Source organism: Mycobacterium europaeum (assembly GCF_002102155.1).
GTDB classification, from domain to species: domain Bacteria; phylum Actinomycetota; class Actinomycetes; order Mycobacteriales; family Mycobacteriaceae; genus Mycobacterium; species Mycobacterium europaeum.
The window spans coordinates 48070-71816 of the sequence record NZ_LQOU01000039.1; the positions used below are offsets into that span (position 1 = coordinate 48070).

23 protein-coding genes and 1 pseudogene are annotated in these 23747 nt (G+C 70.6%); 7 read left to right on the top strand and 17 right to left on the bottom strand.

The window, feature by feature from the left end; all coding sequences use genetic code 11:
- Positions 1 to 46: 46 nt before the first annotated feature.
- Positions 47 to 751: a manganese-binding transcriptional regulator MntR gene (gene mntR / locus AWC03_RS17835; protein ID WP_085242050.1), complete on the top strand. Its 705-nt coding sequence runs from the start codon at positions 47 to 49 to the stop codon at positions 749 to 751.
- Positions 752 to 768: 17 nt separating this feature from the next.
- On the opposite strand, the gene AWC03_RS17840 is transcribed toward mntR, so the two are convergent.
- The 4 genes and pseudogenes from AWC03_RS17840 to AWC03_RS17855 all read right to left on the bottom strand — a co-directional run bounded on the left by AWC03_RS17840 (position 769) and on the right by AWC03_RS17855 (position 4647).
- Entirely contained in the window at positions 769 to 1959 is a 1191-nt protein-coding gene (locus AWC03_RS17840) for a lipid-transfer protein (RefSeq protein ID WP_085242051.1), read from the bottom strand.
- 146 nt (positions 1960 to 2105) lie between these two features.
- Positions 2106 to 2996: pseudogene (truB, locus tag AWC03_RS17845) on the bottom strand (tRNA pseudouridine(55) synthase TruB); the annotation flags it as partial.
- The gene (gene pptT / locus AWC03_RS17850) at positions 2993 to 3673 is read right to left on the bottom strand and encodes a 4'-phosphopantetheinyl transferase PptT (RefSeq protein WP_085242052.1); all 681 of its coding nucleotides are present in this window, start codon (positions 3671 to 3673) and stop codon (positions 2993 to 2995) included. The pseudogene truB and the gene pptT, both read right to left, overlap by 4 nt.
- Positions 3670 to 4647 carry a metallophosphoesterase family protein gene (locus tag AWC03_RS17855; RefSeq protein ID WP_085242053.1) on the bottom strand — a complete coding sequence of 326 codons (978 nt, stop codon included), beginning with the start codon at positions 4645 to 4647 and terminating at the stop codon, positions 3670 to 3672. The genes pptT and AWC03_RS17855 overlap by 4 nt, the downstream gene beginning before the upstream one ends.
- A gap of 147 nt (positions 4648 to 4794) precedes the next feature.
- Between AWC03_RS17855 and AWC03_RS17860 the strand changes: the two genes are divergently transcribed.
- Positions 4795 to 5379 (top strand): DUF3558 domain-containing protein, encoded by a 585-nt coding sequence (locus AWC03_RS17860; protein WP_085242054.1) that lies wholly within the window; start codon positions 4795 to 4797, stop codon positions 5377 to 5379.
- Between the two features lie 28 nt (positions 5380 to 5407).
- Positions 5408 to 7138, top strand: a complete 1731-nt coding sequence (locus AWC03_RS17865) for a CocE/NonD family hydrolase (RefSeq protein WP_085242055.1) — start codon at positions 5408 to 5410, stop codon at positions 7136 to 7138.
- On the opposite strand, the gene AWC03_RS17870 is transcribed toward AWC03_RS17865, so the two are convergent.
- Positions 7097 to 7669, bottom strand: a complete 573-nt coding sequence (locus tag AWC03_RS17870; RefSeq protein WP_085242056.1) for a DUF1802 family protein — start codon at positions 7667 to 7669, stop codon at positions 7097 to 7099. The genes AWC03_RS17865 and AWC03_RS17870 overlap by 42 nt on opposite strands.
- On the bottom strand, positions 7666 to 7959 hold the full coding sequence (locus AWC03_RS17875; RefSeq protein WP_085242057.1) for a DUF2277 family protein: 294 nt from the start codon (positions 7957 to 7959) through the stop codon (positions 7666 to 7668). The genes AWC03_RS17870 and AWC03_RS17875 overlap by 4 nt, the downstream gene beginning before the upstream one ends.
- Before the next feature lie 43 nt (positions 7960 to 8002).
- Here AWC03_RS17875 and AWC03_RS17880 point away from each other — a divergent pair, with 43 nt between their 5' ends.
- Both AWC03_RS17880 and AWC03_RS17885 read left to right on the top strand, forming a co-directional pair.
- The gene (locus AWC03_RS17880) at positions 8003 to 8752 is read left to right on the top strand and encodes an enoyl-CoA hydratase (RefSeq protein ID WP_085242058.1); all 750 of its coding nucleotides are present in this window, start codon (positions 8003 to 8005) and stop codon (positions 8750 to 8752) included.
- A gap of 49 nt (positions 8753 to 8801) precedes the next feature.
- Positions 8802 to 9383: a hypothetical protein gene (locus AWC03_RS17885; RefSeq protein WP_085242059.1), complete on the top strand. Its 582-nt coding sequence runs from the start codon at positions 8802 to 8804 to the stop codon at positions 9381 to 9383.
- On the opposite strand, the gene AWC03_RS17890 is transcribed toward AWC03_RS17885, so the two are convergent.
- From AWC03_RS17890 to rimP, 6 genes are all read right to left on the bottom strand, one after another.
- Positions 9380 to 10396, bottom strand: a complete 1017-nt coding sequence (locus tag AWC03_RS17890; RefSeq protein ID WP_085242060.1) for a DHH family phosphoesterase — start codon at positions 10394 to 10396, stop codon at positions 9380 to 9382. The genes AWC03_RS17885 and AWC03_RS17890 overlap by 4 nt on opposite strands.
- Positions 10365 to 10838, bottom strand: a complete 474-nt coding sequence (rbfA, locus tag AWC03_RS17895; RefSeq protein ID WP_085242061.1) for a 30S ribosome-binding factor RbfA — start codon at positions 10836 to 10838, stop codon at positions 10365 to 10367. Before rbfA ends, AWC03_RS17890 begins: the two co-directional genes overlap by 32 nt.
- Positions 10838 to 13621 (bottom strand): translation initiation factor IF-2, encoded by a 2784-nt coding sequence (gene infB / locus AWC03_RS17900; protein ID WP_085242062.1) that lies wholly within the window; start codon positions 13619 to 13621, stop codon positions 10838 to 10840. The genes rbfA and infB overlap by 1 nt, the downstream gene beginning before the upstream one ends.
- A 74-nt stretch (positions 13622 to 13695) precedes the next feature.
- Entirely contained in the window at positions 13696 to 14067 is a 372-nt protein-coding gene (locus tag AWC03_RS17905) for a YlxR family protein (RefSeq protein ID WP_085242063.1), read from the bottom strand.
- 44 nt (positions 14068 to 14111) lie between these two features.
- The gene (nusA, locus tag AWC03_RS17910; protein WP_085242064.1) at positions 14112 to 15167 is read right to left on the bottom strand and encodes a transcription termination factor NusA; all 1056 of its coding nucleotides are present in this window, start codon (positions 15165 to 15167) and stop codon (positions 14112 to 14114) included.
- Positions 15164 to 15691 carry a ribosome maturation factor RimP gene (gene rimP, locus AWC03_RS17915; RefSeq protein ID WP_085242065.1) on the bottom strand — a complete coding sequence of 176 codons (528 nt, stop codon included), beginning with the start codon at positions 15689 to 15691 and terminating at the stop codon, positions 15164 to 15166. The genes nusA and rimP overlap by 4 nt, the downstream gene beginning before the upstream one ends.
- A 204-nt stretch (positions 15692 to 15895) precedes the next feature.
- On the opposite strand from rimP, the gene AWC03_RS17920 reads away from it, so the two are divergent.
- On the top strand, positions 15896 to 16432 hold the full coding sequence (locus AWC03_RS17920; protein WP_085242137.1) for a hypothetical protein: 537 nt from the start codon (positions 15896 to 15898) through the stop codon (positions 16430 to 16432).
- Complete coding sequence (locus AWC03_RS17925) at positions 16429 to 16875, top strand: ferritin-like domain-containing protein (protein ID WP_085242066.1); 447 nt, start codon at positions 16429 to 16431, stop codon at positions 16873 to 16875. The genes AWC03_RS17920 and AWC03_RS17925 overlap by 4 nt, the downstream gene beginning before the upstream one ends.
- 19 nt (positions 16876 to 16894) lie before the next feature.
- Here AWC03_RS17925 and AWC03_RS17930 read toward each other — a convergent pair whose 3' ends face one another.
- The 5 genes from AWC03_RS17930 to cobO form a co-directional block, all read right to left on the bottom strand.
- A complete protein-coding gene (locus tag AWC03_RS17930) occupies positions 16895 to 18643 on the bottom strand; it encodes a proline--tRNA ligase (protein WP_085242067.1) in 1749 nt (582 codons plus the stop codon).
- A gap of 257 nt (positions 18644 to 18900) precedes the next feature.
- Positions 18901 to 20493, bottom strand: coding sequence for an MFS transporter (locus AWC03_RS17935; RefSeq protein ID WP_085242068.1), 1593 nt, complete (start codon positions 20491 to 20493; stop codon positions 18901 to 18903).
- 33 nt (positions 20494 to 20526) lie between these two features.
- A complete protein-coding gene (gene cobA / locus AWC03_RS17940; RefSeq protein WP_085242069.1) occupies positions 20527 to 21732 on the bottom strand; it encodes a uroporphyrinogen-III C-methyltransferase in 1206 nt (401 codons plus the stop codon).
- 9 nt (positions 21733 to 21741) lie between these two features.
- Positions 21742 to 23127 carry a cobyrinic acid a,c-diamide synthase CobB gene (locus AWC03_RS17945; RefSeq protein ID WP_085242070.1) on the bottom strand — a complete coding sequence of 462 codons (1386 nt, stop codon included), beginning with the start codon at positions 23125 to 23127 and terminating at the stop codon, positions 21742 to 21744.
- The gene (gene cobO / locus AWC03_RS17950) at positions 23124 to 23738 is read right to left on the bottom strand and encodes a cob(I)yrinic acid a,c-diamide adenosyltransferase (protein WP_085242071.1); all 615 of its coding nucleotides are present in this window, start codon (positions 23736 to 23738) and stop codon (positions 23124 to 23126) included. The genes AWC03_RS17945 and cobO overlap by 4 nt, the downstream gene beginning before the upstream one ends.
- Between the last annotated feature and the right edge of the window lie 9 nt (positions 23739 to 23747).

The following is a 23747-nucleotide window of genomic DNA, read 5'->3' on the forward strand; positions in this document are numbered from 1 at the left end:
GGCGAGGAGCACACGATCAGGTCTGGGTTGCCTAAACTTTGTCGTTGTGAGGGCTGACGAAGAGCGTGGCGGTCTCACCGCCGTCGGCCAGGACTACCTCAAGGTCATCTGGAACGCCCAGGAGTGGTCGCCCAAGGACGCGCCCGAAAAGGTCAGCACCAAGATGCTCGCCGAGAAGATCGGGGTGTCGGCCAGCACCGCGTCGGAGTCCATCCGCAAGCTCGCCGAGCAGGGCCTGGTCGACCACGAGAAATACGGGGCCGTGACCCTGACCGAGGCGGGCAGGCGGGCCGCGCTGGCGATGGTGCGCCGGCACCGGCTGCTGGAGACGTTTCTGGTGAACGAGCTCGGCTACGGCTGGGACGAGGTGCACGACGAGGCCGAGGTGCTCGAACACGCGGTGTCGGATCGGCTGGTGGCCCGCATCGACGCCAAGCTGGGGTTCCCGCAGCGCGACCCGCACGGGGACCCGATCCCGGCCCCCGACGGACAGGTGCCCACTCCGCCGGCACGTCAGCTGTGGGCGTGCGGCGACGGAGACACCGGAACCGTGGCCCGCATCTCCGACGCCGACCCGGAGATGCTGCGCTATTTCGCCGATGTCGGCATCAACCTCGACTCGCGGCTGCGCGTCCTGACGCGTCGCGAGTTCGCCGGCATGATCTCAGTGGCGATCGACGACGGCGACGGAGCCGAGACGACCGTCGACCTGGGCAGCCCGGCCGCCCGGGCGATCTGGGTGGTGGGCTAGCCCCCAGTTGGCTCGGGCTAGCGTTCGGCGCGCTGGTAGGCGGTGACGACGGCGGCCCCACCGAGTCCGATGTTGTGTTGCAGCGCGGCGCTGACACCCTCGACCTGACGCTTGTCGGCGGTGCCGCGCAGCTGCCAGGTCAGCTCGGCGCACTGCGCCAGCCCGGTGGCACCCAACGGATGCCCCTTGGAGATCAGGCCGCCGGACGGATTGACCACCCAGCGCCCGCCATAGGTGGTGTCGCCGTTGTCGATCAGCTTGGGCGCCTCACCCGGCCCGCACAGCCCCAGCGCCTCATACAGCAGCAACTCGTTGGCCGAAAAACAGTCGTGCAGCTCGATCACCTGGAAGTCCTCGGGCCCCAACCCGGACTGCTGGTAAACCTGTTGCGCCGCTTGAACATTCATGTCGTAGCCGATCAGATTTTTGGCGCTTCCGTCGAAGGTGGAGGCGAAGTCGGTGGTCATGGCCTGACCGACGATCTCCACCGCCTGGGCGGCCAACCCGTGGCTGTCGACGAAGTTCTCCGAGGCCAGGATCGCCGCGCCGGAACCGTCGGACGTGGGCGAGCACTGCAGCTTGGTCAGCGGGTCGGAGATCATCCGCGCGGCCAGGATGTCCTCGAGCGTGTAGGACTCCTGGAACTGCGCGAATGGGTTGTTGACGGAGTGCTTGTGGTTCTTGTAGCCGATCTTGGCGAAATGTTCTGCGGTGCTGCCGTATTGCCTCATGTGTTCGCGGCCGGCGGCGCCGAACATCCAGGGCGCGACGGGCATCGCGAACTCGTCGATCTCGGCCATCGCCTTGACGTGCTTGCCCATCGGCGATTCGCGGTCCTGGGCTCCCCCGCCCAGCGAGCCGGGTTGCATCTTCTCGAAGCCGAGCGCGATGGCGCAGTCGGCCAGCCCGCCCCGGATCGCCTGCGCCGCCAGGAACAGTGCCGTCGAGCCGGTCGAGCAGTTGTTGTTGACGTTGACGATCGGGATGCCGGTCATGCCCAGCTCGTAGAGCGCCCGCTGCCCGGACGTCGAATCGCCCGCGACGTAGCCGACGTAGCCCTGCTGGACCTCGCGGTAGTCGATGCCGGCGTCGGCCAGCGCGTTGGTTCCGGACTCGCGCGCCATGTCGGGGTAATCCCAGCCCTCGCGGCGGCCCGGCTTCTCGAATTTCGTCATGCCGACGCCGACGACGTAAACCTTGTTCGACATAGCGCGCCCCTTCTTCGACAGGGTTGAGGAGATCCGCGTCACAGCCTATTCCCCGAGCGTCGCCGGGCTCACGTCGGATTGCCCGGCTCTCCCCCTCGCCGCTCCGCGGCTGGGGGCACCCCCACCCCTCGCCGCTCCGCGGCGCGCATCGTCGCCGGGCGGACCACGACCACCGACTTGGTGCGCGCGCCCTCGTCGCGCAGCAGCGCGATGACCCGCCCGCCGGCGTCGCAGGCGGCATAGACGCCGTCGATGCCGGCCGCCGCAAGCGGCCGCCCGTTGGCCGTCGCCTCGGCCTCCTCGGCGGTCAGGTCGCGGCGAGGAAAGATCAGCAGGCACGCCTCGTCCAGCGTCAACGACAGGCCCGGCCGCTCGGCCAGGTCGTCGAGCGAGCGGGCCCGGTCCAGCGTGAAGCGACCGACGCGGGTGCGCCGCAGTGCCGTCAGATGCCCGCCCACGCCCAGCGCGGCCCCGACGTCGCGGGCGAGCGCGCGCACGTAGGTCCCCGACGAGCAGTCCACCTCCACGTCCACGTCGACGAACTGGCCGGCGGGCCGGACGTCGAGCACCTCGAACCGGTCGATGCGCACCGGGCGGGCCGCGAGCTCGACGGCCCGGCCCTCGCGAACCAGCCGGTAGGCGCGCCGCCCGTCGACCTTGATCGCGCTGACCGCCGACGGCACCTGCTCGATGTCGCCGCGCAGGGCGGCCACCGCGGCGGTGATGGCCTCACGCGTCAGGTGCGCGGCCGAAACGCTGTGCAGCACTTCCCCTTCGGCGTCCTCGGTGGAGGTGGTCTGGCCAAGCCGGATGGTGGCGGCGTAGGACTTGGGGGCCGCCGTCAACAGGCCGAGGATCTTGGTGGCGCGGTCGACGCCGATCACCAGCACGCCGGTGGCCATCGGGTCCAGCGTTCCCGCGTGCCCGACCCTGCGGGTGGAGAAGATGCGCCGGCAGCGCCCGACCACGTCGTGGCTGGTCATCCCGGCCGGCTTGTCGACGACGACTATGCCCGGCCCGCTGGGGCTTTGACTCATAGCACGATGGCGGTCAGCACCAGTCCCCGCTCCACCGACCACCGGCCCCTCAGCGCGGTCAGCGGCGGGCCGTCGAGCGTCTGCCCATCGATCAGGATCTTGGACACGAACACCCCGGTGGAGCCCCCGTCGGGCGGGTCGAGGTCGAACACGATGTGGGCGTCCTCGAAGCCCAGCCAGCGCTTGGTCAGCGGGAACCACGCCTTGTACGTCGCTTCCTTGGCGCAGAACAGGATTCGATCCCAGTGCAGGCCGTCGGGCAGGGTGCTCATCTCGTGCCGCTCCTCGGGCAGGCTGATCGCGTTCAGCACGCCGTCGGGCAACACGTCGTGCGGTTCGGCGTCGATGCCCACCGAGCGCACCGCGTCGGTGCGCCCCACGACCGCGCCGCGATAGCCCGTGCAATGGGTGAGGCTGCCCACCACGCCGTCGGGCCAGCACGGTTCGCCCTTCTCACCCTTGAGGATCGGCACCGGCGGCAGGCCGAGCTCGCCGAGCGCGACCCGCGCGCAGTGCCGGACGGTGATGAACTCGTTGCGGCGCTTGGCCACCGACCTCGCGATCAGCGGCTCCTCTTCGGGCAGCGGCGCGAGGCCGGGCGGATCGGTATACACCTCCGAGTAGGCCAGGCCGTCCGCCGTCGGCAGCACCGAGGAAACCAGCATGTCCTCGGTCATCGTGATTGCCGCTGCCGCAACCGTTCCCGGAACTGCGCGGCCTGCTGCCGCATCTCGGGAGTGATCTCGAAGTGGCCGCCGAAGTCGTTGAGGTAACCGGGCGCGTACTCCGGATCGGGCAGCACCTGGCGCAGCCAGTGGTGCGGTTTGCGGCGCCGCCACTCCCGCGGGTAACCGACCGACACCTCCTCGAAGCGCACATCGTCATACCAGGTGGTACGCGGGATGTGCAGGTGACCGTAGACCGAACAGACGGCGTTGTAGCGGGTGTGCCAGTCGGCGGTCTTGGTGGTTCCGCACCACAGCGCGAACTCCGGATAGAACAGCGCGTCGCAGGGGTCGCGGACCAGCGGGAAATGGTTCACCAGAACGGTCGGTGTCATCCAGTCCAGCTGCTCGAGGCGGGCCCGCGTGACGGCCAGCCGCTCCCGGCACCAGGCCTCCCGGGTCGGATACGGCTCCGGCGACAGCAGGAATTCGTCGGTGGCGACCACGTTGCGCTCCCGCGCGATGGTCAGGCCCTCGGCTTTGCTGGCCGCGCCCTCGGGCAAGAAGCTGTAGTCGTAGAGCAGGAACATCGGCACGATCGTCGCCGGCCCGCCGCGCTCGGTCCACACCGGGAACGGATGCTCGGGCGTGACGACGCCCATCTCGTCGCACATGTTGACCAGGTAGTCGTAGCGGGCCTTGCCGAAGATCTGCACCGGGTCACGCGTGGTCGTCCACAGCTCGTGGTTGCCCGGCACCCAGATCACCTTGGCGAACCGGCGGCGCAGCAGGTCAAGGGCCCAACGGATCTCGTCGGTGCGTTCGGCGACGTCTCCGGCGACGATCAGCCAGTCGTCCGGCGAGGACGGGTGCAGCGATTCGGTGACCGGCTTGTTGCCGAGGTGGCCGGTGTGCAGGTCGGAAACGGCCCACAGCGTCGGTTGCCCCCCATTCGCCGATTCCTGCCCCGCATTTTGACCAGCCACGATTAACCAGACTAATGACCCGGGGCCGCGCGCCGGCCGGGACCGGCCCTTGCCCGCGGCATTAGAACGTGTTCTTGTTTGTCTGTGGCCGTGGCGACGCGACTTGTACACTCCCGGGCAAGGGCCGCCGAGCCGTCAGGGGGTGTCGTGTTCGCGAAGGTGCGTCTGATCGGGGCGGTCGGTGCCCTCGTCGCAGCGGCCGTAGCTGGCACGGTGGGGTGGCAGGGCGCCGCGCCGGGGCCGGCGGGGCCCGGGCGCGTGGAGCTGCGCTCGACGGCGGCGCCGATGGAAACCACCATGAAGAGCCCGATCGTGGCGACCACCGACCCGCGGCCGTTCGACGCGTGCGAGGACATCCCGTTCGATGCGGTGCAGCGGCTCGGGCTGGCGTTCACCCCGCCCGAGCACGAAGACGGCCTGCGCTGCCACTTCGACGCGGGTAACTACCAGCTGGCCGTCGAACCCATCATCTGGCGCACCTACGAGGAGACCCTGCCGCCCGACGCGGTCGAGACCACCATCGCAGGACACCGCGCCGCGCAGTACTGGGTGCTCAAGCCGACCTATCACAACAGCTACTGGTATTACTCCTGCATGGTCGTGTTCAAGACCAGTTACGGCGTGCTGCAGCAGGCGCTCTACTACTCGACGGTCTACTCCAATCCCGAGGTGGATTGCATGTCCACCGACCTGCAGCGCGCCAACGACCTGGCGCCGTACTACAAGTTCTGACCGGCGGCCCGGGCCTTAACCTGGCACCGTGAGTATCACCTCGACGCGAGCCGCCCAGCCCACGCTGCACACCCTGCGACACCTCGGCGGCAGGGCGGTGGGGCGGCTGCTGCGCCTGCCGCCGGCGACCGCCGATTACACCGTGCACCGGGTCCGGGTGCCGATGCGCGACGGCGTCGAGCTGGTGGCCGATCACTACGCGCCGACCACCTCGGCGGCCGTCGGCACCCTGCTGGTCCGGGGACCGTACGGGCGCGCGTTCCCGTTCTCCCTGGTGTTCGGCGCGTTCTACGCGAACCGGGGCTATCACGTCGTGCTGCAGAGCGTCCGTGGCACGTTCGGGTCGGGCGGGGATTTCGAGCCGATGGCCAACGAGGTCGCCGACGGCGCCGACACGGTGGCCTGGCTGCGCGAGCAGCCCTGGTTCACCGGCCGGTTCGCCACCATCGGCATGTCTTACCTCGGGTTCACCCAGTGGGCGCTGCTGCAGGATCCGCCCCCGGAGCTGGCCGCTGCGGTCATCACCGTGGGGCCGCACGATTTCAACGCATCCGTGTGGGGCACCGGCTCGTTCGCCATCAACGACTTCCTGGGCTGGAGCGACATGGTCGCCCATCAGGAGGACCCGGTGCGCGCCCGGTCGGCGCTGCGGCAGTTGCAGAGCCGCAACCGGGTGACACGGGCGGCGCTCGGGCTGCCCGTGGGCGACACGGCCCGCGCGCTGCTCGGCGCCGGCGCGCCGTGGTTCGAGTCGTGGGTCGAGCACACCGACCCGAACGATCCGTTCTGGGACGCGCTGCGCTGCGGCGACGCGCTGGACCGCGTCGACGTGCCCGTCCTGCTGATCGGCGGCTGGCAGGACATCTTCGTCAGGCAGACGTTGCAGCAGTACCGGCATCTGCGGGCCCGGGGGGTCGACGTCGCGCTGACCATGGGCCCGTGGACGCACACCCAGATACTGACGAGCGGGCTGAGCACCTGCGTGCGGGAGTCGCTGGATTGGCTGGACACCCACCTGGGTGGCGCGCCCGGCCCGCGCCGGTCCGGCCCGGTCCGCGTCTACGTCACCGGGCAGGGCTGGCGGACCGTGGCCGACTGGCCGCCGGCCACCACCGAGCGCGTTCTGTACCTGCGGCCCGGCGGCCACCTGGGCGAGACCGCGCCGACGGACCTGACGCGGCTGGCGCCGGCGACCTTCCGCTACGACCCGGCCGACCCGACCCCCACCACCGGTGGCCCGCTGCTGTCGCCGAACGGCGGCTATCGCGACGACGGCCGGCTCGCGGCGCGCGGCGACGTGCTGGCCTTCACCAGCCTCACCCTCACCCACGACTTGTCCATCTACGGCAACCCGGTCGTCGAGCTGGCGCACGGCGCGGACACCCCGCATGTCGACCTGTTCGTCCGGGTGAGCGAGGTCGACGCCAAGGGCCGGTCGACGAACGTCAGCGACGGCTACCGGAGGCTGGACGCCCCGGTCAAGAACTCGGCCAAGAACTCGAGGAAGACGGTCCGCGTCGAACTCGACGGCATCGCCCACCGGTTTCGCGCCGGCTCACGCATCCGCCTGCTCATCGCCGGCAGCTGGTTTCCGCGCTACGCACGCAACCTGGGCACCGACGAGCCGATCCTGACGGGCCGGCAGTCCAGGCCGGCCACCCACAGGGTGCGCTACGGACGCTCCCGGTTGTTGCTGCCCGTCGGCCCGCTGGACCTGTCAGCCAACGGCGCGGCGGACGCGCGCGGCGACCTCGCTTAGCGCGGCCCCGTCCAGCGCCGGCGGCGCCAACGGCGCGCGCACCGGCAGCTCCACCCAGCTCTTGCAGCCGCCGTACTCGGGCGTCCGGTCGATCTCCACCGGCTCGGTCAGCGGGTGCACCGACACCACCAGCACGGCCAGCTTGTGCTTGGGCCGGAAGTCGAGCCGGTCGGCGCGCACCGACTCGGCGGTCCAGATGTGTAGGTCCTCGATCGCCGCAAGGCCCTCCGGCCGGTCGACCTCCACGGCGGCAACGACTTTCGCGGCGGCCCGTATCACCAGGCGATCGTCGGTGCTGTCGGCGGCCGCCGCTTCGAGCAGATCGCGATGTTCGGGCCGGACGCGCTCGCGGTGGCTGTGCGCGACCGTCGGGAACAGCAGGAACTCGCGGGCGGCCAGGTCGAACCGCTTCTCCCCGATGCCGCCCTTGCGCAGCAGCACCCGCTGGCGGCCGTCGAGCAGGGCGTGCACGGCGGCGCTCCACTCCTTGAGCGCGGGCGTCGTGGTGGGGCTGGTCGCGGTGGCGGTCATCGCGCACCGGCCAGCCGGGCGACCACGCCCCCGCAAGCGGGTGGTACCCCCACGGGCCGGCGCAGCGGCGGCACGGTCTTGGGCGGCTGCCTGCGCGCGGGCAGCGCCGCCAACAGCCGCGCGGTGGTCTCGGTGACCTCGGCCACCGCCGCCTCGAAGGCCTCGGCGTTCGCCGCCGAGGGTCGGCTGATCCCGCTGACCTTGCGCACGTACTGGCGCGCCGCCGCCGCGATCTCCTCGGCGGTGGCCGCCGGTTGAAGCCCGCGCAGCTCGGTGATGTTCCGGCACATGCCTCAACGATAGGCGCGGCCGGCGACCCTTTACGGTGATGTCATGACCGACGACATCCTGCTGATCGAAACCGACGAGCGGGTGCGCACGCTGACCCTCAACCGGCCGCAGTCCCGCAACGCGCTGTCCTCGGCGCTGCGGGACCGGTTCTTCGGGGCCCTGGCCGACGCGGAAACCGACGACGCCGTCGACGTCGTCATCGTCACCGGCGCCGACCCGGTGTTCTGCGCGGGACTGGATCTCAAGGAGTTGGGCGGTACCTCGGCGCTTCCGGACATCTCCCCGCGCTGGCCACCGCTGAGCAAGCCGGTCATCGGCGCGATCAACGGCGCCGCCGTCACCGGCGGGCTGGAGCTGGCCCTGTACTGCGACATCCTGATCGCGTCGGAGAACGCCCGGTTCGCCGACACCCATGCCCGCGTCGGCCTGCTGCCCACCTGGGGGCTGAGCGTGCGGCTGCCACAGAAGGTGGGCGTCGGCCTGGCCCGGCGGATGAGCATGACGGGCGACTACCTGTCCGCCGCGGACGCGCTGCGCGCCGGGCTGGTGACCGAGGTGGTGCCGCACGATCAGCTGTTGGCCACCGCCCGCGGGGTGGCGGCGTCGATCGTAGGCAACAACCAGGACGCGGTCCGCGCGCTGCTGGCGTCCTATCACCGGATCGACGATTCGCAGACCAGCGCGGGGCTGTGGCTCGAAGCGATGGCGGCCCGCCAGTTCCGGACCAGCGGCGACGACATCGCCGCCAACCGTGAGGCGGTGCTGCAGCGCGGGCGGGCCCAGGTCCGGTAGGCGTCGCGGTCCGGCCCCGTAGGTCGCGGTCAACCAATACGATCAGCTGATGCGTGCTGTCGTCGATGTCATCGTGAGGGTGTTCGCGGGCGCCGTGACGCTCGCGGTGGCCGCGATCGCGGGACTCGCGCCGCGTGCGGCCGCCCTGCCGCCGCCGGGGTTTCCCAACCTGGACGGTTTCACACCCGTCCCGGCGGATGGCTTTGTCACCAGCGCCGGTCCGGGCACCTCGCCCCGGATCAGTTTCTCCACGCCCTACACGCTGGTGTGTGACTTCTACGGCGGGCCGGCGCCCGCGCCGCAGCCGTCACAGGACATCAAGTGCAAGGGCGACATGCCCGGCATCGACGACGTTCCCGTGCTGGGCGGACGCCCGCATCCGGGCGATTGTCTGGTGGGTTCGGCCGAATTCAAGGGGCCCGGCTACCAGTTGAGCCGGATGTCCTACGGCGGCTGCGACGGCCACCCGGCGACCCTGCCGCCGGGTGGCAAGCTGTTGAGCGCGGGGCAGAAGTTGACCTACCTGAACGTCACATGCGCCGTCGGCGCCGACAACCTCGTCGCCTGCCTGGACACCACCAGCGGAGACCACGGGTTCGTGCTGCAGCGCTCCGGCAGTTGGGCGTTCTAGCCCAGGGCCTCGCGCAGCGCGGCCACGACGTCGTCGATCGGGCCGCTCGCCGAATAGCCGGCCGCCAGCCGGTGGCCGCCCCCGCCGAATGCGGAGGCGACGGCCGCCAGATCCAGCTCGCTCTTGGCCCGCATCGACACCGACCACCGCTGCGGGCCGACCTCCTTGAACACCGCGGCCACCTCGGCCTGCTGCGTGGTGCGCACGACGTCGACGATGCTCTCGACTTCCTCGGGACGCGAAGTCAGCCAATCCCCGTGCCCGACAACGGCATACACCAGCCCACGGCCACCCGCCGCGTCCGGCAGCAACTGGGCCGAGCCCAGCACCCGGGACAGCAGCGGCAGCCAGGCGAACGGGTGGCTGTCCATCAGGGTCCGGCTGATCGCGGCGTTGTCGACGCCCGTATCGACCAGCCGGGCCGCCAGCCGAAGGGCGCGGGCACTGGCCCAGCGGAAGGACCCGGTGTCGGTCGTCAGCCCGGCGTAGATGCAGTGGGCGACGTCGGGGTCGATCGGCTTGTCCCACGCATCGAGGATGTCGGCGATCATCATCGTGGTCGAATCCGCCGACACGTCAACGAAGTTGGCGGTCCCGAACATCCCGTTGGAGGCGTGGTGGTCGATGACCAGCAACTCCCGCCCCGCACCGGCCAGATCGCTCAGCGCGCCCAGCCGCTTGAGGCTGGGAACATCCACGGTGACAACCAGATCCACGTCGCGCCGCATCGCGTCCGCATCGACCAGCAGCCGGCAACCGGGCAGCGACGACAGCGACTCGGGCAGTGTCGCCGGCTCGGCGAAGCCGACCTCGACGGCCTTGCCGCACCTGTCCAGCACCAGGGCCAGCGCCAGGCCCGCGCCGATCGTGTCGGCGTCGGGGTGGACATGGGCGACCACCGCGACAGTCGCTGCGGCGGAGAGCAATTCGACCGCGCCGCGGACGTCGACCCGGGCTCCGGCTGCCGCGGCGCGGGACGGCTCAGTCTCGGCGTCGGTCGTCGTCACCGGCATCCCCGTCGCTCGGCCCGCTGGCACGGTAGGGATCGGCCTCGCCGGCCGGCTTGGCCCCCGAGCGCACCCGCGCCAGGTCGGCGTCCGCGGCCCGGGCGCGGGCCAGCAACTCGTCCATCCGCTGCACGGTGTCGACCGTGGTGTCGCGGGTGAAGGTCAGCGTGGGCGTGAAGCGCACGCCGGTGCCGGCCCCGACCATGGTGCGCAGCGCGCCCTTGGCCCGCTCCAGCGCCGACGCGGCGGCGTCGTAGTCCGGTTCGTCGTCGAGAGTGCGGCCCATCACGGTGTAGAACACCGTCGCATCGTGCAGGTCGGCGGTGACCTTCGTGTCGACGATGGTCACCCCGTCCAGGCCGGGATCCTTGATCTCGAACTCGATCGCCGAGGCGACGATCGTGTTGATGCGTTTGGCCAATCGGCGCGCCCGGGCCGGATCGGCCATCAGGCGCGCTCCTTCTCGACGAGCTCGTAGGACTCGATGATGTCGCCTTCCTTGATGTCGGAGTAGCCCAGCGTCATACCGCACTCGAAGCCCTCGCGGACCTCGGTCACGTCGTCCTTCTCCCGTCGCAGCGAAGTGATCGACAGGTTGTCGACGACCACGATGTTGTCCCGCAACAGTCGGGCCTTGGCGTTGCGGCGCACCACGCCCGAGCTGATCATGCAGCCGGCGATGATGCCGACCTTGGAGGACCGGAAGATGGCGCGGATCTCCGCGCGGCCCAGCTGGTTCTCCTCATAGATCGGCTTGAGCATGCCGCGCAGGGCCTTCTCGATGTCGTCGATCGCCTGGTAGATCACCGAGTAGTAGCGGATCTCGACGCCCTCGCGGTTGGCCAGCTCCGTCGCCTTGCCTTCGGCGCGCACGTTGAAGCCGATGATGATCGCATCCGAGGCCGACGCCAGGTTGACGTTGGTCTCGGTGATGCCACCGACACCGCGGTCGATGACGCGCAACATCACCTCGTCGTCGACCTGGATGCCCATCAGGGCCTCCTCGAGCGCCTCGACGGTACCGGCGTTGTCGCCCTTGAGGATCAGGTTCAGCTGGCTGGTTTCCTTCAGCGCCGAGTCCAGGTCCTCCAGGCTGATCCGCTTGCGCGACCGTGCCGCCAGCGCGTTGCGCTTACGCGCGCTGCGCCGGTCGGCGATCTGGCGGGCGATGCGGTCCTCGTCGACGACCAGGAAGTTGTCGCCGGCGCCCGGCACGGACGTGAACCCGATGACCTGCACCGGCCGCGACGGCAGCGCCTCCTCGACGTCGTCGCCGTGCTCGTCGACCATGCGGCGGACACGGCCGTACGCGTCGCCGGCGACGACGGAGTCACCGACCCGCAGCGTGCCGCGCTGCACCAGCACCGTGGCGACCGGGCCTCGGCCGCGGTCCAGGTGCGCCTCGATCGCCACACCCTGGGCCTCCATGTCGGGGTTGGCCCGCAGGTCCAGGGCGGCGTCCGCGGTCAGCAGCACCGCCTCCTCGAGCGCCTCGATGTTGGTGCCTTCCTTCGCCGAGATGTCGACGAACATCGTGTCCCCGCCGAAATCCTCCGCGACCAAACCGTATTCGGTGAGCTGGGCCCGGATCTTGGCCGGGTCGGCGCCCTCCTTGTCGATCTTGTTGACCGCCACCACGATCGGCACGTCGGCCGCCTGCGCGTGGTTGATGGCCTCCACCGTCTGCGGCATCACGCCGTCGTCGGCGGCGACCACCAGGATCGCGATGTCGGTGGCCTTCGCGCCGCGGGCGCGCATGGCGGTGAACGCCTCGTGACCCGGAGTGTCGATGAACGTGATCAGCCGCTCGCTGCCCTCGAAGTCGACGCCCACCTGGTAGGCACCGATGTGCTGGGTGATGCCACCGGCCTCGGCCTCGCGCACGCTGGCGTTCCGGATGGTGTCCAGCAGTCGCGTCTTACCGTGGTCGACGTGACCCATCACGGTCACCACCGGCGGCCGCGTCTGCAGGTCCTCCTCGCCGCCTTCGTCCTCGCCGTAGGTCAGGTCGAAGGATTCCAGCAGCTCGCGGTCCTCGTCCTCCGGGCTGACGACCTGGACGACGTAGTTCATCTCGCTGCCCAGCAGCTCGAGCGTCTCGTCGCCGACGGACTGGGTGGCGGTCACCATCTCGCCGAGATTGAACAGCGCCTGCACCAGCGAGGCCGGGTTGGCGTTGATCTTGTCGGCGAAGTCGCTCAGCGACGCGCCACGGGCCAGCCGGATGGTCTCGCCGTTGCCGTGCGGCAACCGCACACCGCCGACGACCGGTGCCTGCATGTTCTCGTACTCGGCGCGTTTGGCCCGCTTGGACTTGCGGCCACGCCGGGGCGCGCCACCGGGACGGCCGAACGCGCCGGCGGCGCCACCGCGCTGCCCGGGCCGGCCACCGCCGCCACCGGGACCGCCGCCGGGACGACCGCGGAAGCCGCCGCCACCCCCGGGCGGGGCGCCGACGCCGCCGCCAGCACCACCGCCGCGGTAGTTGCCACCGCCGCCGTCACGACCGCCGGGCCCGCCGGGCCGGCCGCCACCGGGCCGCGGGGCGCCGGGCCGGGCCGGGCGGCCCTGACCGGCGGCACCGCCGGGACGCGGCGGCATGTTGCCGGGCGACGCGCCGGGACGCGGGGCGCCGGGCCGGGGCGCGCCGGGGCGCGGCGCCATGGGACGTGGGATGGGCCGGTCGACGGGCTGCGCCGACGAGAACGGGTTGTTGCCGACGCGCGGGGTGCGCACGCCGGGCTTCGGCGCCGGACCGGGGCGCGGACCCGGCGTCATGCCGGGATGGGGACCGGGCTGGGCGGGGGGCTGACCGGTCGGCTGCCCGGGAACGGGCGGCTTCGGCTGCCCCGGTGCGGGACGGCCGGGCACGGGGCCGGGGCGCGCCGGCGCTTCGGCGGGCGCGGCCGGGGCCGCCTCGGCGGCGGCGGTGGTCGTCCCGCCAGCGGGTGCGGCGGCCGATTCGCCGTTACCGATGGCCTTGTCAAGCGCCTGGTCAAGCAACTTGTCCGGCCCCTTGACGGGAGCCTTCGCGCCCGGCTTGGCCGCGGGCTTCTGGGGAGCCGGCTTGCCGCCCCCGAAGGATTCGCGCAGCCGACGAGCGACCGGCGCCTCCACCGTCGACGATGCGGATTTTACGAATTCGCCCTGTTCATTCAGCCGGGCGAGAACTTCCTTGCTGGTAACACCGAGTTCCTTGGCCAACTCGTGTACGCGGGCCTTACCTGCCACTACATCTCCTGTCTGAGAGGCGACAGTCGTGGGGCCGCGCCTCGGGAATTAGCTGTAACGCATAGGAATGCGAGTCATCGGGACTTCACGGTGTGCTCATGTTCTTTGCTGCCTCTTCTGTTGCCGGGCAAGTCGAGCGCTTCTAGAGACTCTAGGTGCTCGACCAGCGCGGAGGTGTCCGGTGGACGGTCGATGCGCAGCGCTCGGGTGAAAGCTCGCCGCCGAATCGCCTGTTGCACGCAATGCGGCACGGGATGCAGCCACGCACCCCGCCCCGGCAGGCTGTTCTTGGTGTCAACGGTCACGGCATGTTCGCCGTTCCCGTCCGACACAGCCACGACGCGAAGCAGTTCGACGGCCAGCTCTCGCTTCCGGCACCCGACACACGTCCGGACTGGTCCGTCCACACGCCTGTGCGCCGCGACCGAAGGCTCACGCTGGATCACGGCTCAGTCTAGCGTCACTTATCCGATGGTCAGAACCGGCCGCGCTAGCGGTCGTGCGCCATCCCGCGGGTGGCCCCGTGTTCGGGGTGGCCCGACGAATGCGCCTCGGATCCGCCGGGCGTGTCGCCGCGGATGTCGATGCGCCACCCGGTGAGCCGGGCGGCCAGCCGCGCGTTCTGGCCCTCCTTGCCGATGGCCAGCGACAGCTGGAAATCGGGCACCACCACGCGGGCGGCGCGGGCGTTCGGGTCGATGATCGACACCGAGACCACCTTGGCCGGCGACAACGCGTTGGCCACGAAGCGGGCCGGGTCTTCGTCGTAGTCGATGATGTCGATCTTCTCGCCGGACAGCTCGCTCATCACGTTGCGGACCCGCTGGCCCATCGGGCCGATGCAGGCCCCTTTCGCGTTCAGGCCGGGGACGTTGGATTTCACCGCGATCTTGGAGCGATGGCCGGCCTCCCGCGCCACGGCCACGATTTCGACCGACCCGTCGGCGATCTCGGGGACCTCCAGGGAGAACAGCTTGCGCACCAGGTTGGGATGCGTCCGGGACAGCGTGATCAGCGGCTCCCGCGCGCCGCGGGTCACCCCGATCACGTAGCACCGCACCCGGTTGCCGTGCTCGTAGCTCTCGCCGGGGACCTGTTCGGCCGCCGGGATCACGCCCTCGGAGGCTTTGGTCTCGGTGCCCATCCGGACCACGACCAGGCCGCGGGCGTTGGCGCGGCTGTCCCGCTGGATGACGCCCGCGACGATCTCGCCCTCGCGGGTGGAGAACTCGCCGTAGGTGCGCTCGTTCTCCGCGTCCCGGAACCGCTGCAGCATGACCTGACGGGCGGTGGTGGCGGCGATGCGGCCGAAACCCTCGGGGGTGTCGTCCCATTCGCTGATCACATTGCCGTCTTCATCGGTCTCGCGGGCGACCACCTTGACGACGCCGGTCTTGCGGTCGATATCGATGCGCGCGTCGTTCTGATGGCCCTCGGTGTGCCGGTAGGCGGTGAGCAGCGCCGACTTGATCGTCTCGAGCAGCTCGGTGACCGAGATGCCCCGATCGACCTCGATCGCATGCAGCGCGGCCATGTCGATATTCATGCTCCGGCCTCCGTCCTGTCGGCCTGGCCCGCCAGGTCCAACTCCGCTTGAGCTGGGGGCGAAAACTCCACCTGGACAACGGCTTTGGCGATATCGGCGAGCGGGATCCGGCGCAACCCGTAGTCGCGGCCCGCGCGGACCACCAGCGCGACGGCGCCACCGCCCGTCTCGCCGACCCGGCCGGTCAGCCGCGTACCGTCGGCGAGGACGACGTCGACCTTGCGGCCGCGGGCGCGGCGGAAATGCTTTTCCGTGGTCAATGGGCGGTCCACGCCGGGCGAACTCACCTCGAGCACGTACCGGTCCCCGATGTCGTCGAGCTCGTCCAGCAAAGCCGACGCCGAATGCGACAGCGTCGCGATGGTGTCCAGGTCGAGGGCTTTGTCGCCGTCGGCGATCACCGTGATCCGCGGCGGGCGCGTCCGGGCGTCGATGACCACGTCCTCGATCTCATATCCCGCGCGCGCGAACTCATCACCGAGTAGCTCGATCACCTGCGTCTGCGAAGGTAGCCCGGTGGTCACGGCGAGCTCCTCATCTTGAGTTGTCCGGTCAGCTGGAGGGCGTCGCCGCCCCGCTGGCTTGCGGGCGGCTCCAGTGTCCTGGCGGAACGGGAAGGCTGCCGTCCCGCGAGAGCCAGCTATCAACGATACGCCAGGATTCGCGTCCGACGGCCGGATCGCGTCCTGGCTTCGTGCCCACCTCCGTACCGATGGCAGGATGTGTTTGTGTCTAGCGCAGATCCCGTCGTCAACCGGCGGGGTGTGCTCGTCGGCGGCGCGGCCCTGGCTGCGCTCGGGGTGGTCACTTCCGCCTGCGGCGAGTCCCCGCCCAAGCCCCCGGCCGTCGAAGAGCTGCTGGGGCCGTTGGACCAGGCCCGCAAGGACAGCGCGCTGGCCGGTGCGGCCGCGGCGGCCGTCGGCAATCCGCCGCAGATCGCCGCCGCGCTGACGGTGGTCGCGAGCCAGCGCGCCGCGCACGCCCGCGCCCTGTCCACGGAGATCTCGCGGGCCGCCGGCAAGATCACCACGTCGTCGACGAGCGAGACGACCGCCCCCTCCCCCAGTCCCGCCGAACCGGCCGGCCCGCCGCCGCCCCCGCCGCCGGTGTCCGACGTGATCAACGCGCTGCGCGCCTCGGCGGACAGCGCCAACCGCCTGGTGGCCGGCGAATCGGGCTACCGGGCGGGGCTGCTGGCCTCGATCATCGCGTCCTGCACGGCGTCGTACACGGTCGCCCTGGTGCCCGGGGGGCCGTCGATATGAGCTCGGGCAAGGACGCCGACAACGCGGCGCTGTGCGACGCGCTGGCCATCGAGCACTCGACGATCTACGGCTACGGCATGGTGTCGGCGCTGTCGCCGCCCAGCGTGAACGGCCTGGTGGTGGAGGCCCTGGGCCAGCACCGCCAACGCCGCGACGACGTGATCGCGATGCTGACGGCGCGCAAGGTCAACGCACCCGTCGCCGCCGCCGGTTATCAGTTGCCCATGCTGGTGGGCAGCGCGGCGGATTCGGCGCGCCTGGCCGCGCGGATGGAGAACGACTGCGCGTCGGCCTGGCGTGTGGTGATCGAGCATGCCGAGACGGCCGACGACCGCGCGTTCGCCGCGACGGCCCTGACGCAAAGCGCCGTGATGGCCGCCCGATGGAACCGCGTGCTGGGCGCCTGGCCGATCACGACGAGTTTCCCGGGCGGAAACGACTAGCGCCGCAAGGCTTTTGGCCCTATACGGCCAGGGCTGCCGCGAGGTCGGTGGCCAGCGACGGCCCGGTGGCCAGTTCGCGGGTCTCCCCGGTGAAGCGGTCACGCAGCTCCACCACGCCGTTGCCCCAGCCGCGCCCCACCACCAGGATCCAGGGCACGCCCAGCAGCTCGGCGTCCTTGAACTTGACCCCCGGCGACGCCTGCCGGTCGTCGAGCAGCACGTCGACCCCCAGCCGGTCCAGGTCGCCGGCCAGCTCGGTGGCCCCGGTGCGGGCGTCCGCGTCCTTGTTGGCGATCACCAGGTGGACGTCGAACGGCGCGATCGCCGGCGGCCAGCGCAGGCCCAGCTCGTCGTGGTGCTGCTCGGCGATCACCGCCACCATCCGCGACACCCCGAGGCCGTAGGAGCCCATGGTGAGCCGCACCGGCTTGCCGTCCTCGCCGAGCACGTCGGCGGTGAACGCGTCGGTGTATTTGCGGCCGAGCTGGAAGATGTGCCCGATCTCGATGCCCCGCGCCGAGACCAGCGGGCCGGCGCCGTCGGGAGACGGGTCGCCGTCGCGCACCTCGGCGGCCTCGATGGTGCCGTCGGCGGTGAAATCGCGGCCGGCCACCAGGCCGACGACGTGCCGGCCCGGTTCGTCGGCGCCGGTGATCCAGCTGGTCCCGTCCACCACCCGCGGGTCGACGAGATAGCGAACGCCGTTCTCGCACAGCGCCTTCGGCCCGATATACCCCTTCACCAGGAAGGGGTACTTGGCGAAGTCGACGTCGTCGAGGAGCGCGTAGTCGGCCGGTTCCAGCGCCGCGCCCAGCCTCTTGTCGTCGACCTCGCGGTCGCCGGGCAGGCCGATCGCCAGCAGTTCCCAGTCCCCGCCGGGCTGGCGCACCTTGAGCAACACGTTCTTCAGCGTGTCGGCCGCGGTGACGGTGCGACCGAGGTCGGCCTGGTTGGCCCAGTCGACCAGGGTGGCGATGGTCGGGGTCTCCCCGGTGTCGTGGACCACCGCCTCGGGCAGCCCGTCGGTCGGACGCGCCTCGGGGCGGGCGGTGATCACGGCCTCGACGTTGGCCGCGTAGCCGGACTGCAGGCAGCGCACGAAGGTGTCCTCGCCGACCGGGCTTTCGGCCAGGAACTCCTCGGAGGCGCTGCCGCCCATCGCTCCCGAAACCGCGGACACGATCACGTAGCGCACCTGCAGCCGATCGAAGATGCGCTGGTAGGCCTCGCGATGCGCGTGATAGGCGGCCTTGAGCCCGGCGTCGTCGATGTCGAAGGAGTAGGAGTCCTTCATCAGGAACTCGCGCACCCGCAGGATGCCCGCGCGCGGGCGCGCCTCGTCGCGGTACTTGTTCTGGATCTGGTAGAGCAGCACCGGGAAGTCCTTGTAGGAGCTGTATTCGCCCTTGACGGTGAGGGTGAACACCTCTTCGTGCGTGGGCCCCAGCAGGTAGTCGTTGCCGCGGCGGTCCTTGAGCCGGAACACGCCGTCGCCGTATTCGGTCCACCGGTTCGTCGTCTCGTACGGCGCGCGCGGCAGCAGCGCGGGAAACAGGATCTCCTGCCCGCCGATCGCGTCCATCTCTTCGCGGACGATCCGTTCGATCCTGCGCAGCACCCGCAAGCCGAGCGGCAGCCAGCTGTACAGCCCGGGCGCCACGGGCCGGATGTAACCGGCCCGGATGAGCAGCTTGTGGCTGGGCACTTCCGCGTCGGCGGGATCGTCGCGCAATGTGCGCAAGAACAGCTGGGACATCCGGGTGATCACAGCGGGCCAGCCTAGCGGTGACCGCGAGCGCGGCGAAGCCGGGCGCGGCGGGTCACCGCCATCGGGCCCAGCGGTGACCAGCGGCCCGGCGACGATGCGGGCCGCGTCGGCCCGTTGAGGAGCCGGGCAATTCAGCACGGCGCGGAGATCAGGATCATACGAGGCTTCGAGAATGTGATATCGCGGGCGCTATCACACCCGGCGAGCACCAAATGGTTCCCGGCCCGCCACGGCCGTAATGCGGTGAAATCCGCGAGCTACAGCTCGCCGGCGTCGATCGCTTCCTTGACCTCTTGCGCGTGGGCCACCTGTGCCGGCGTGTAGCCGATCAACAGCGCCGCGCCGCCGACAACGACCGCCACCCCGGCCACCCACAGCAGTCCATAGGTATAGCCCTGGTCGAGCGCATGCAATTGGAGGTTGTTCATGATCTTCACCGGGCCGGTGGTGCCGCCCAGGTACAAGGTGCGCGAGGTGATCACGGCCTGGATGACGGCCAGCACCAGCGGCCCGCCCAGGCTCTGCAGCATCAGCGCGATCGCCGACACCGGGCCGATCTGGTCGAAACCGACCCCGGCGATCGCCGACAACGTCAGCGGGACGACGCAGATGCCGATGCCGATTCCGCCGACGATGATCGGCAGCACCAGGTTGGGGAAATAGGGCACCCCGCGGTGCATGAACCCCCAGCCGTAGATCATCGCCCAGAACAGCAGGAGTCCGCCGCCGATGGTCAGCACCCGCGGCGAGAACCGGGACACCAGCTGGGAAGAGACGCCCAGGCCGATGCCCATCGCGATGACGAACGGGATGAAGCCGACGCCCGCGCGCAGCGCGCTGTAGCCGAGGATGTCCTGCACGTACAGGCCGATGCAGACCGTCAGGCTGAACATCAGCCCGCCGGCGAGGAAGATCGCGGCGAAGGTGACCAGCCGGTTGCGGTCGCGGAACAGCTCGAACGGGACGACGGGGTTTTCGGCGGTGCGCTCCACGATGATGAACGCCAGCGCGGCGGCCATCGCCACCACACCCGAGCCGACGGTGGTGATCGACACCCAGCCCTTTTCCGGCCCCATCGAGAAGGCGAACACGGCGGCGGTGCAGGCCAGCGTGGCCAGCATGGCCCCGGTCGCGTCGAGCTTCATCCGTTCCCGGTTGGTCTCGCGCAGCGCGGTGCGGGCCAGGTAGATCATCACCAGCCCGATCGGCACGTTCACCAGGAACGCCAGCCGCCAGGACACCTCGGTCAGCGCACCGCCGACCACCAGGCCCATCACCGAACCGATGGCGGTCATCGCGGCGAACACCGCCGTCGCGAAGTTACGCGCGGGCCCCTTGGGGAATGTGGTCGCCACCAGCGCCAGGCCCGTGGGCGAGGCGATGGCGGACCCGACGCCCTGGGAGAGCCGCGCGATCACCATGGTCGCCTCGTCCCACGCCACCGCGCACAGCACCGAGGAGATGGTGAACAGCGCGACGCCGACGATGAAGGTGCGCTTGCGCCCGATGGTGTCGCCGAGCCGGCCACCCAGCAGCATCAACCCGCCGAAGGTGAGCACGTACGCGGTGATCACCCAGCTACGGCCGGCATCGGACAGGCTCAGCTCGTTCTGGATCCTGGGGAGCGCGACGATGGCGACGGTGCTGTCCATCGTCGCCAGCAACTGCATGCCGCCGATGGCGATCACGGCCGCGATGAAGCGACGCGAAGGCAGCCACGCCGGGTAGTACTTGCTGATGCGAGTGGAGGCGGTCTCCGCCGGGCGCGTGGCGCGCACCGGGGCCGGACGATCGGGGCGCGCAGAAGTGAAGTTCCGCACCGCGCGCTCACTGTCGTTGAGAGCCGTCATAAAGGGTTACCTTACAGTAATCTTAAGATCCGTTTAAAGCCCGAAACCGGCCACCGGCCCGATCACGATGATCGCGGGAGGTCGGATGCCCTCGGCCCGAATCTTTTCCGGCGTGTCGGCCAGGGTAGCCCGCAAAGTTTGCTGAGCCGCCGTCGTGCCGTGCTGCACCACCAGCACCGGCGTATCCGCAGGTCGGCCACCTTTTATCAAAGCATCGGCGAAAAGTTCGATGCGTTCGACGGCCATCAGCAAAACAAGCGTGCCGGACAAGGCGGCCAGCGCATTCCAATTCACTAACGATTCGGGGTGATCGGGTGGCAGGTGGCCGCTGACCACCACGAATTCGTGATTTACGGCCCGATGCGTGACCGGCACGCCGGCCAGCGCGGGCACCCCTATGGCACTTGTCACACCCGGCACGACGGTGACCGGGATCCCGGCGTCGACGCAGGCGAGCACTTCCTCGTACCCGCGGGCGAAGACGAACGGGTCGCCGCCCTTGAGGCGGACGACGAACTTTCCGGACCGGGCCCGGTCGATCATGACGTCGTTGATCGCGTCCTGTGCCATCGCGCGCCCGTACGGGATCTTCGCCGCGTCGATGACTTCCACGTGCGGCGGCAGTTCGGCCAGCAGTTCCGGCGGCGCAAGCCGGTCGGCGACCACCACGTCGGCGTGGGCCAGCAGGCGGCGCCCGCGCACCGTGATCAGTTCGGGGTCGCCGGGCCCTCCGCCCACGAGCGCCACCCCACCGTGCACGACGTCGGAGCTCGCGGCGCTGTCGGTGGTGATGATCCCGGCCTGCAACGCCTCGCGGATGGCCGAGCGGATCGCCGCCGACCGGCGGTGCTCGCCGCCGGCCAGCACGCCGACCGACAACCCCGCGTAGCTGAAGGACGCCGGTGTCACCGCGGTCCCCTCGACCGCGATGTCGGCGCGGACGCAGAACAGGTGGCGGCGCTCGGCCTCGGCGACCACTGCGGCGTTCACCTCGGGATCGTCGGTGGCGGCGATCGCGTACCACGCGCCGTCCAGGTCGCCGTCGCGGTACTCGCGCAGAGACAAGGTGATTCCGGTCATCGCCTCGACCGACATGGTGGCACTGCGGGAGATGACGTGGACGTCGGCGCCGCTGGCGATGAGGAGGGGCAGCCGGCGCTGGGCAACCGAGCCGCCGCCGACCACCACAACCTTCTTGCCGGCCAGCCGCAGTCCAGCGAGGTAGGCGTTCTCGGTCACCGGGCAAGCCTAGTGGTTGGCGTTCGCAGCGCCGGCGCGGCGGTCGGCGGCGTGCGCGACGAACCGCGCGACCGCGGCGGGCGCCGCCGCCGGATGGGTGTGCAGGTAGGAGGCGTGCACGCCGGCGTGCACGACGCCATCCCGCACGGCATCGGCGTCCGCACCCCGGTACACCCACGCCGGCTGGTAGCTGTCGCGGAAGCTGACCGCGGTCCGGTGGAACTCATGCCCCACCGCCCGTTGCCCGGCGGAATACAGCGGCGAATCGGCTACCGCGACCGCGTCGCGGTAGGCCAGCGTGAGGTGCGGGGTGAACCGCGCCGACCCGGCGAGCACTCCGCACATCGGGTAGCCGTCGAGTTCGGTGGCCAGATAGATCAGGCCGGCGCATTCGGCGTGTACCGGCGCGCCGGCGGCGGCCAGCGCGTGGATCTGTCCGCGCACGGCGACGTTGGCCGAGAGTTCCGCGGTGAACTGTTCCGGAAAGCCGCCGGGCAGCAGCACCGCGTCGGTGCCATCGGGCAACCCCTCGGCCAGCGGATCGAATTCGGCCACGTCGGCGCCGGCCGCCCGCAGCAGCTCGGCGTGCTCGGCGTAGGCGAAGCTGAACGCCTTGCCGGCCGCCATCGCCACGGTGGCGCGCCCGCCCCGCGTCTCCCCTATCGCCGTCGCCGGGTCCCACGCCGGGGCGGCCCGGCTCGCGGCGACCGCCGCCACGGCCGCCAGGTCGACGTGACGCGCGACCAGGTCCGTCATCGCCTCGACCGCCTGCCGCGCCCGCCGCCCGTATTCCACAGCGGTGACCAAGCCCAAATACCTTGTCGGAAGCTCCAATTCGGCCGCACGCGGGATGGCGCCCAGCACCGCGACGCCGGCCTGCTCGCAAGCCTGCCGCAGCACGTGTTCGTGCCGGGCCGAACCGACCCGGTTGAGGATCACGCCGCGGACCCGCGTCGCACCGTCGAACGTCGAAAAGCCGTGCAGCAGCGCGGCGATGCTGTGGCTCTGGCCGCGCGCGTCCACGACCAGGATGACGGGTGCACCCAACAACCCGGCGACGTGGGCGGTGGAGCCCTCCGCGGGGCCGGCCGCCGCGGGCCCGATCCGCCCGTCGAAGAGGCCCATCACCCCTTCCACCACCGCGATGTCGGCGCCGCCGGCCCCGTGGGCGTACAGCGGGCCGACGAGGTCCTCGCCGACCAGCACCGGGTCGAGGTTGCGGCCGGGACGCCCGGCCGCCAGGCCGTGGTAGCCGGGGTCGATGAAGTCGGGGCCGACCTTGAACGGCGCCACCACCCGACCCGCGCGCCGTAGGGCGCCGATCAAACCCGTTGCGACGGTGGTCTTTCCGCTGCCCGACGCCGGCGCGGCGACGACAACCGCGGGCACGCTCACCACTCGATGCCCTTCTGTCCCTTGCGGCCCGCGTCCATCGGGTGTTTGACCTTGGTCATCTCGGTGACCAGGTCGGCGGCGTCGATCAACCGTGGCGGGGCGTCACGCCCGGTGACCACGACGTGCTGGTGGCCGGGCCGCGCCAGCAGGACGTCCACCACCTCGTCGACGTCCACCCACCCCCACTTCAGCGGGTAGGTGAACTCGTCGAGCACGTAGAAGTCGTGGCGCTGCTCGGCCAGCCGGTGGGAGATCTCAGTCCACCCGTCGGCCGCGGCCGCCGCGTGATCGACTTCGCTGCCCGCCTTGCGCGACCAGGACCAACCGGACCCCATCTTGTGCCATTCGACGGGCCCGCCGACGTTGTGCTGCTGGTGCAATTGGCCGAGTTGGGTGAAGGCGGTCTCCTCGCCCACCTTCCATTTCGCGCTCTTGACGAACTGGAACACCGCGACGGAAAGCCCGGCGTTCCAGGCGCGCAGCGCCATCCCGAAAGCGGCCGTCGACTTCCCCTTGCCGGGCCCGGTGTGGACAGCCAGCACGGGGGTGTTGCGCCGGGCCTTGGTGCTCAGTCCGTCGTCGGGCACCTGAAGCGGGCGGCCTTGGGGCATGAGCGATCG

Bases quoted from the DNA above. Each gene is read 5' to 3' on its own strand.
- AWC03_RS17890 (WP_085242060.1), bottom strand. From the start codon at position 10,396: ATGCCGGTGACGACGACCGACGCCGAGACTGAGCCGTCCCGCGCCGCG.
- AWC03_RS17875 (WP_085242057.1), bottom strand. From the start codon at position 7,959: ATGTGCCGGAACATCACCGAGCTGCGCGGGCTTCAACCGGCGGCCACC.
- AWC03_RS17935 (WP_085242068.1), bottom strand. From the start codon at position 20,493: ATGACGGCTCTCAACGACAGTGAGCGCGCGGTGCGGAACTTCACTTCT.
- pptT (WP_085242052.1), bottom strand. From the start codon at position 3,673: ATGACCGAGGACATGCTGGTTTCCTCGGTGCTGCCGACGGCGGACGGC.
- AWC03_RS17925 (WP_085242066.1), top strand. From the start codon at position 16,429: ATGAGCTCGGGCAAGGACGCCGACAACGCGGCGCTGTGCGACGCGCTG.
- AWC03_RS17885 (WP_085242059.1), top strand. From the start codon at position 8,802: ATGCGTGCTGTCGTCGATGTCATCGTGAGGGTGTTCGCGGGCGCCGTG.
- cobO (WP_085242071.1), bottom strand. From the start codon at position 23,738: ATGCCCCAAGGCCGCCCGCTTCAGGTGCCCGACGACGGACTGAGCACC.
- AWC03_RS17840 (WP_085242051.1), bottom strand. From the start codon at position 1,959: ATGTCGAACAAGGTTTACGTCGTCGGCGTCGGCATGACGAAATTCGAG.
- AWC03_RS17880 (WP_085242058.1), top strand. From the start codon at position 8,003: ATGACCGACGACATCCTGCTGATCGAAACCGACGAGCGGGTGCGCACG.
- AWC03_RS17870 (WP_085242056.1), bottom strand. From the start codon at position 7,669: ATGACCGCCACCGCGACCAGCCCCACCACGACGCCCGCGCTCAAGGAG.
- nusA (WP_085242064.1), bottom strand. From the start codon at position 15,167: ATGAATATCGACATGGCCGCGCTGCATGCGATCGAGGTCGATCGGGGC.
- rbfA (WP_085242061.1), bottom strand. From the start codon at position 10,838: ATGGCCGATCCGGCCCGGGCGCGCCGATTGGCCAAACGCATCAACACG.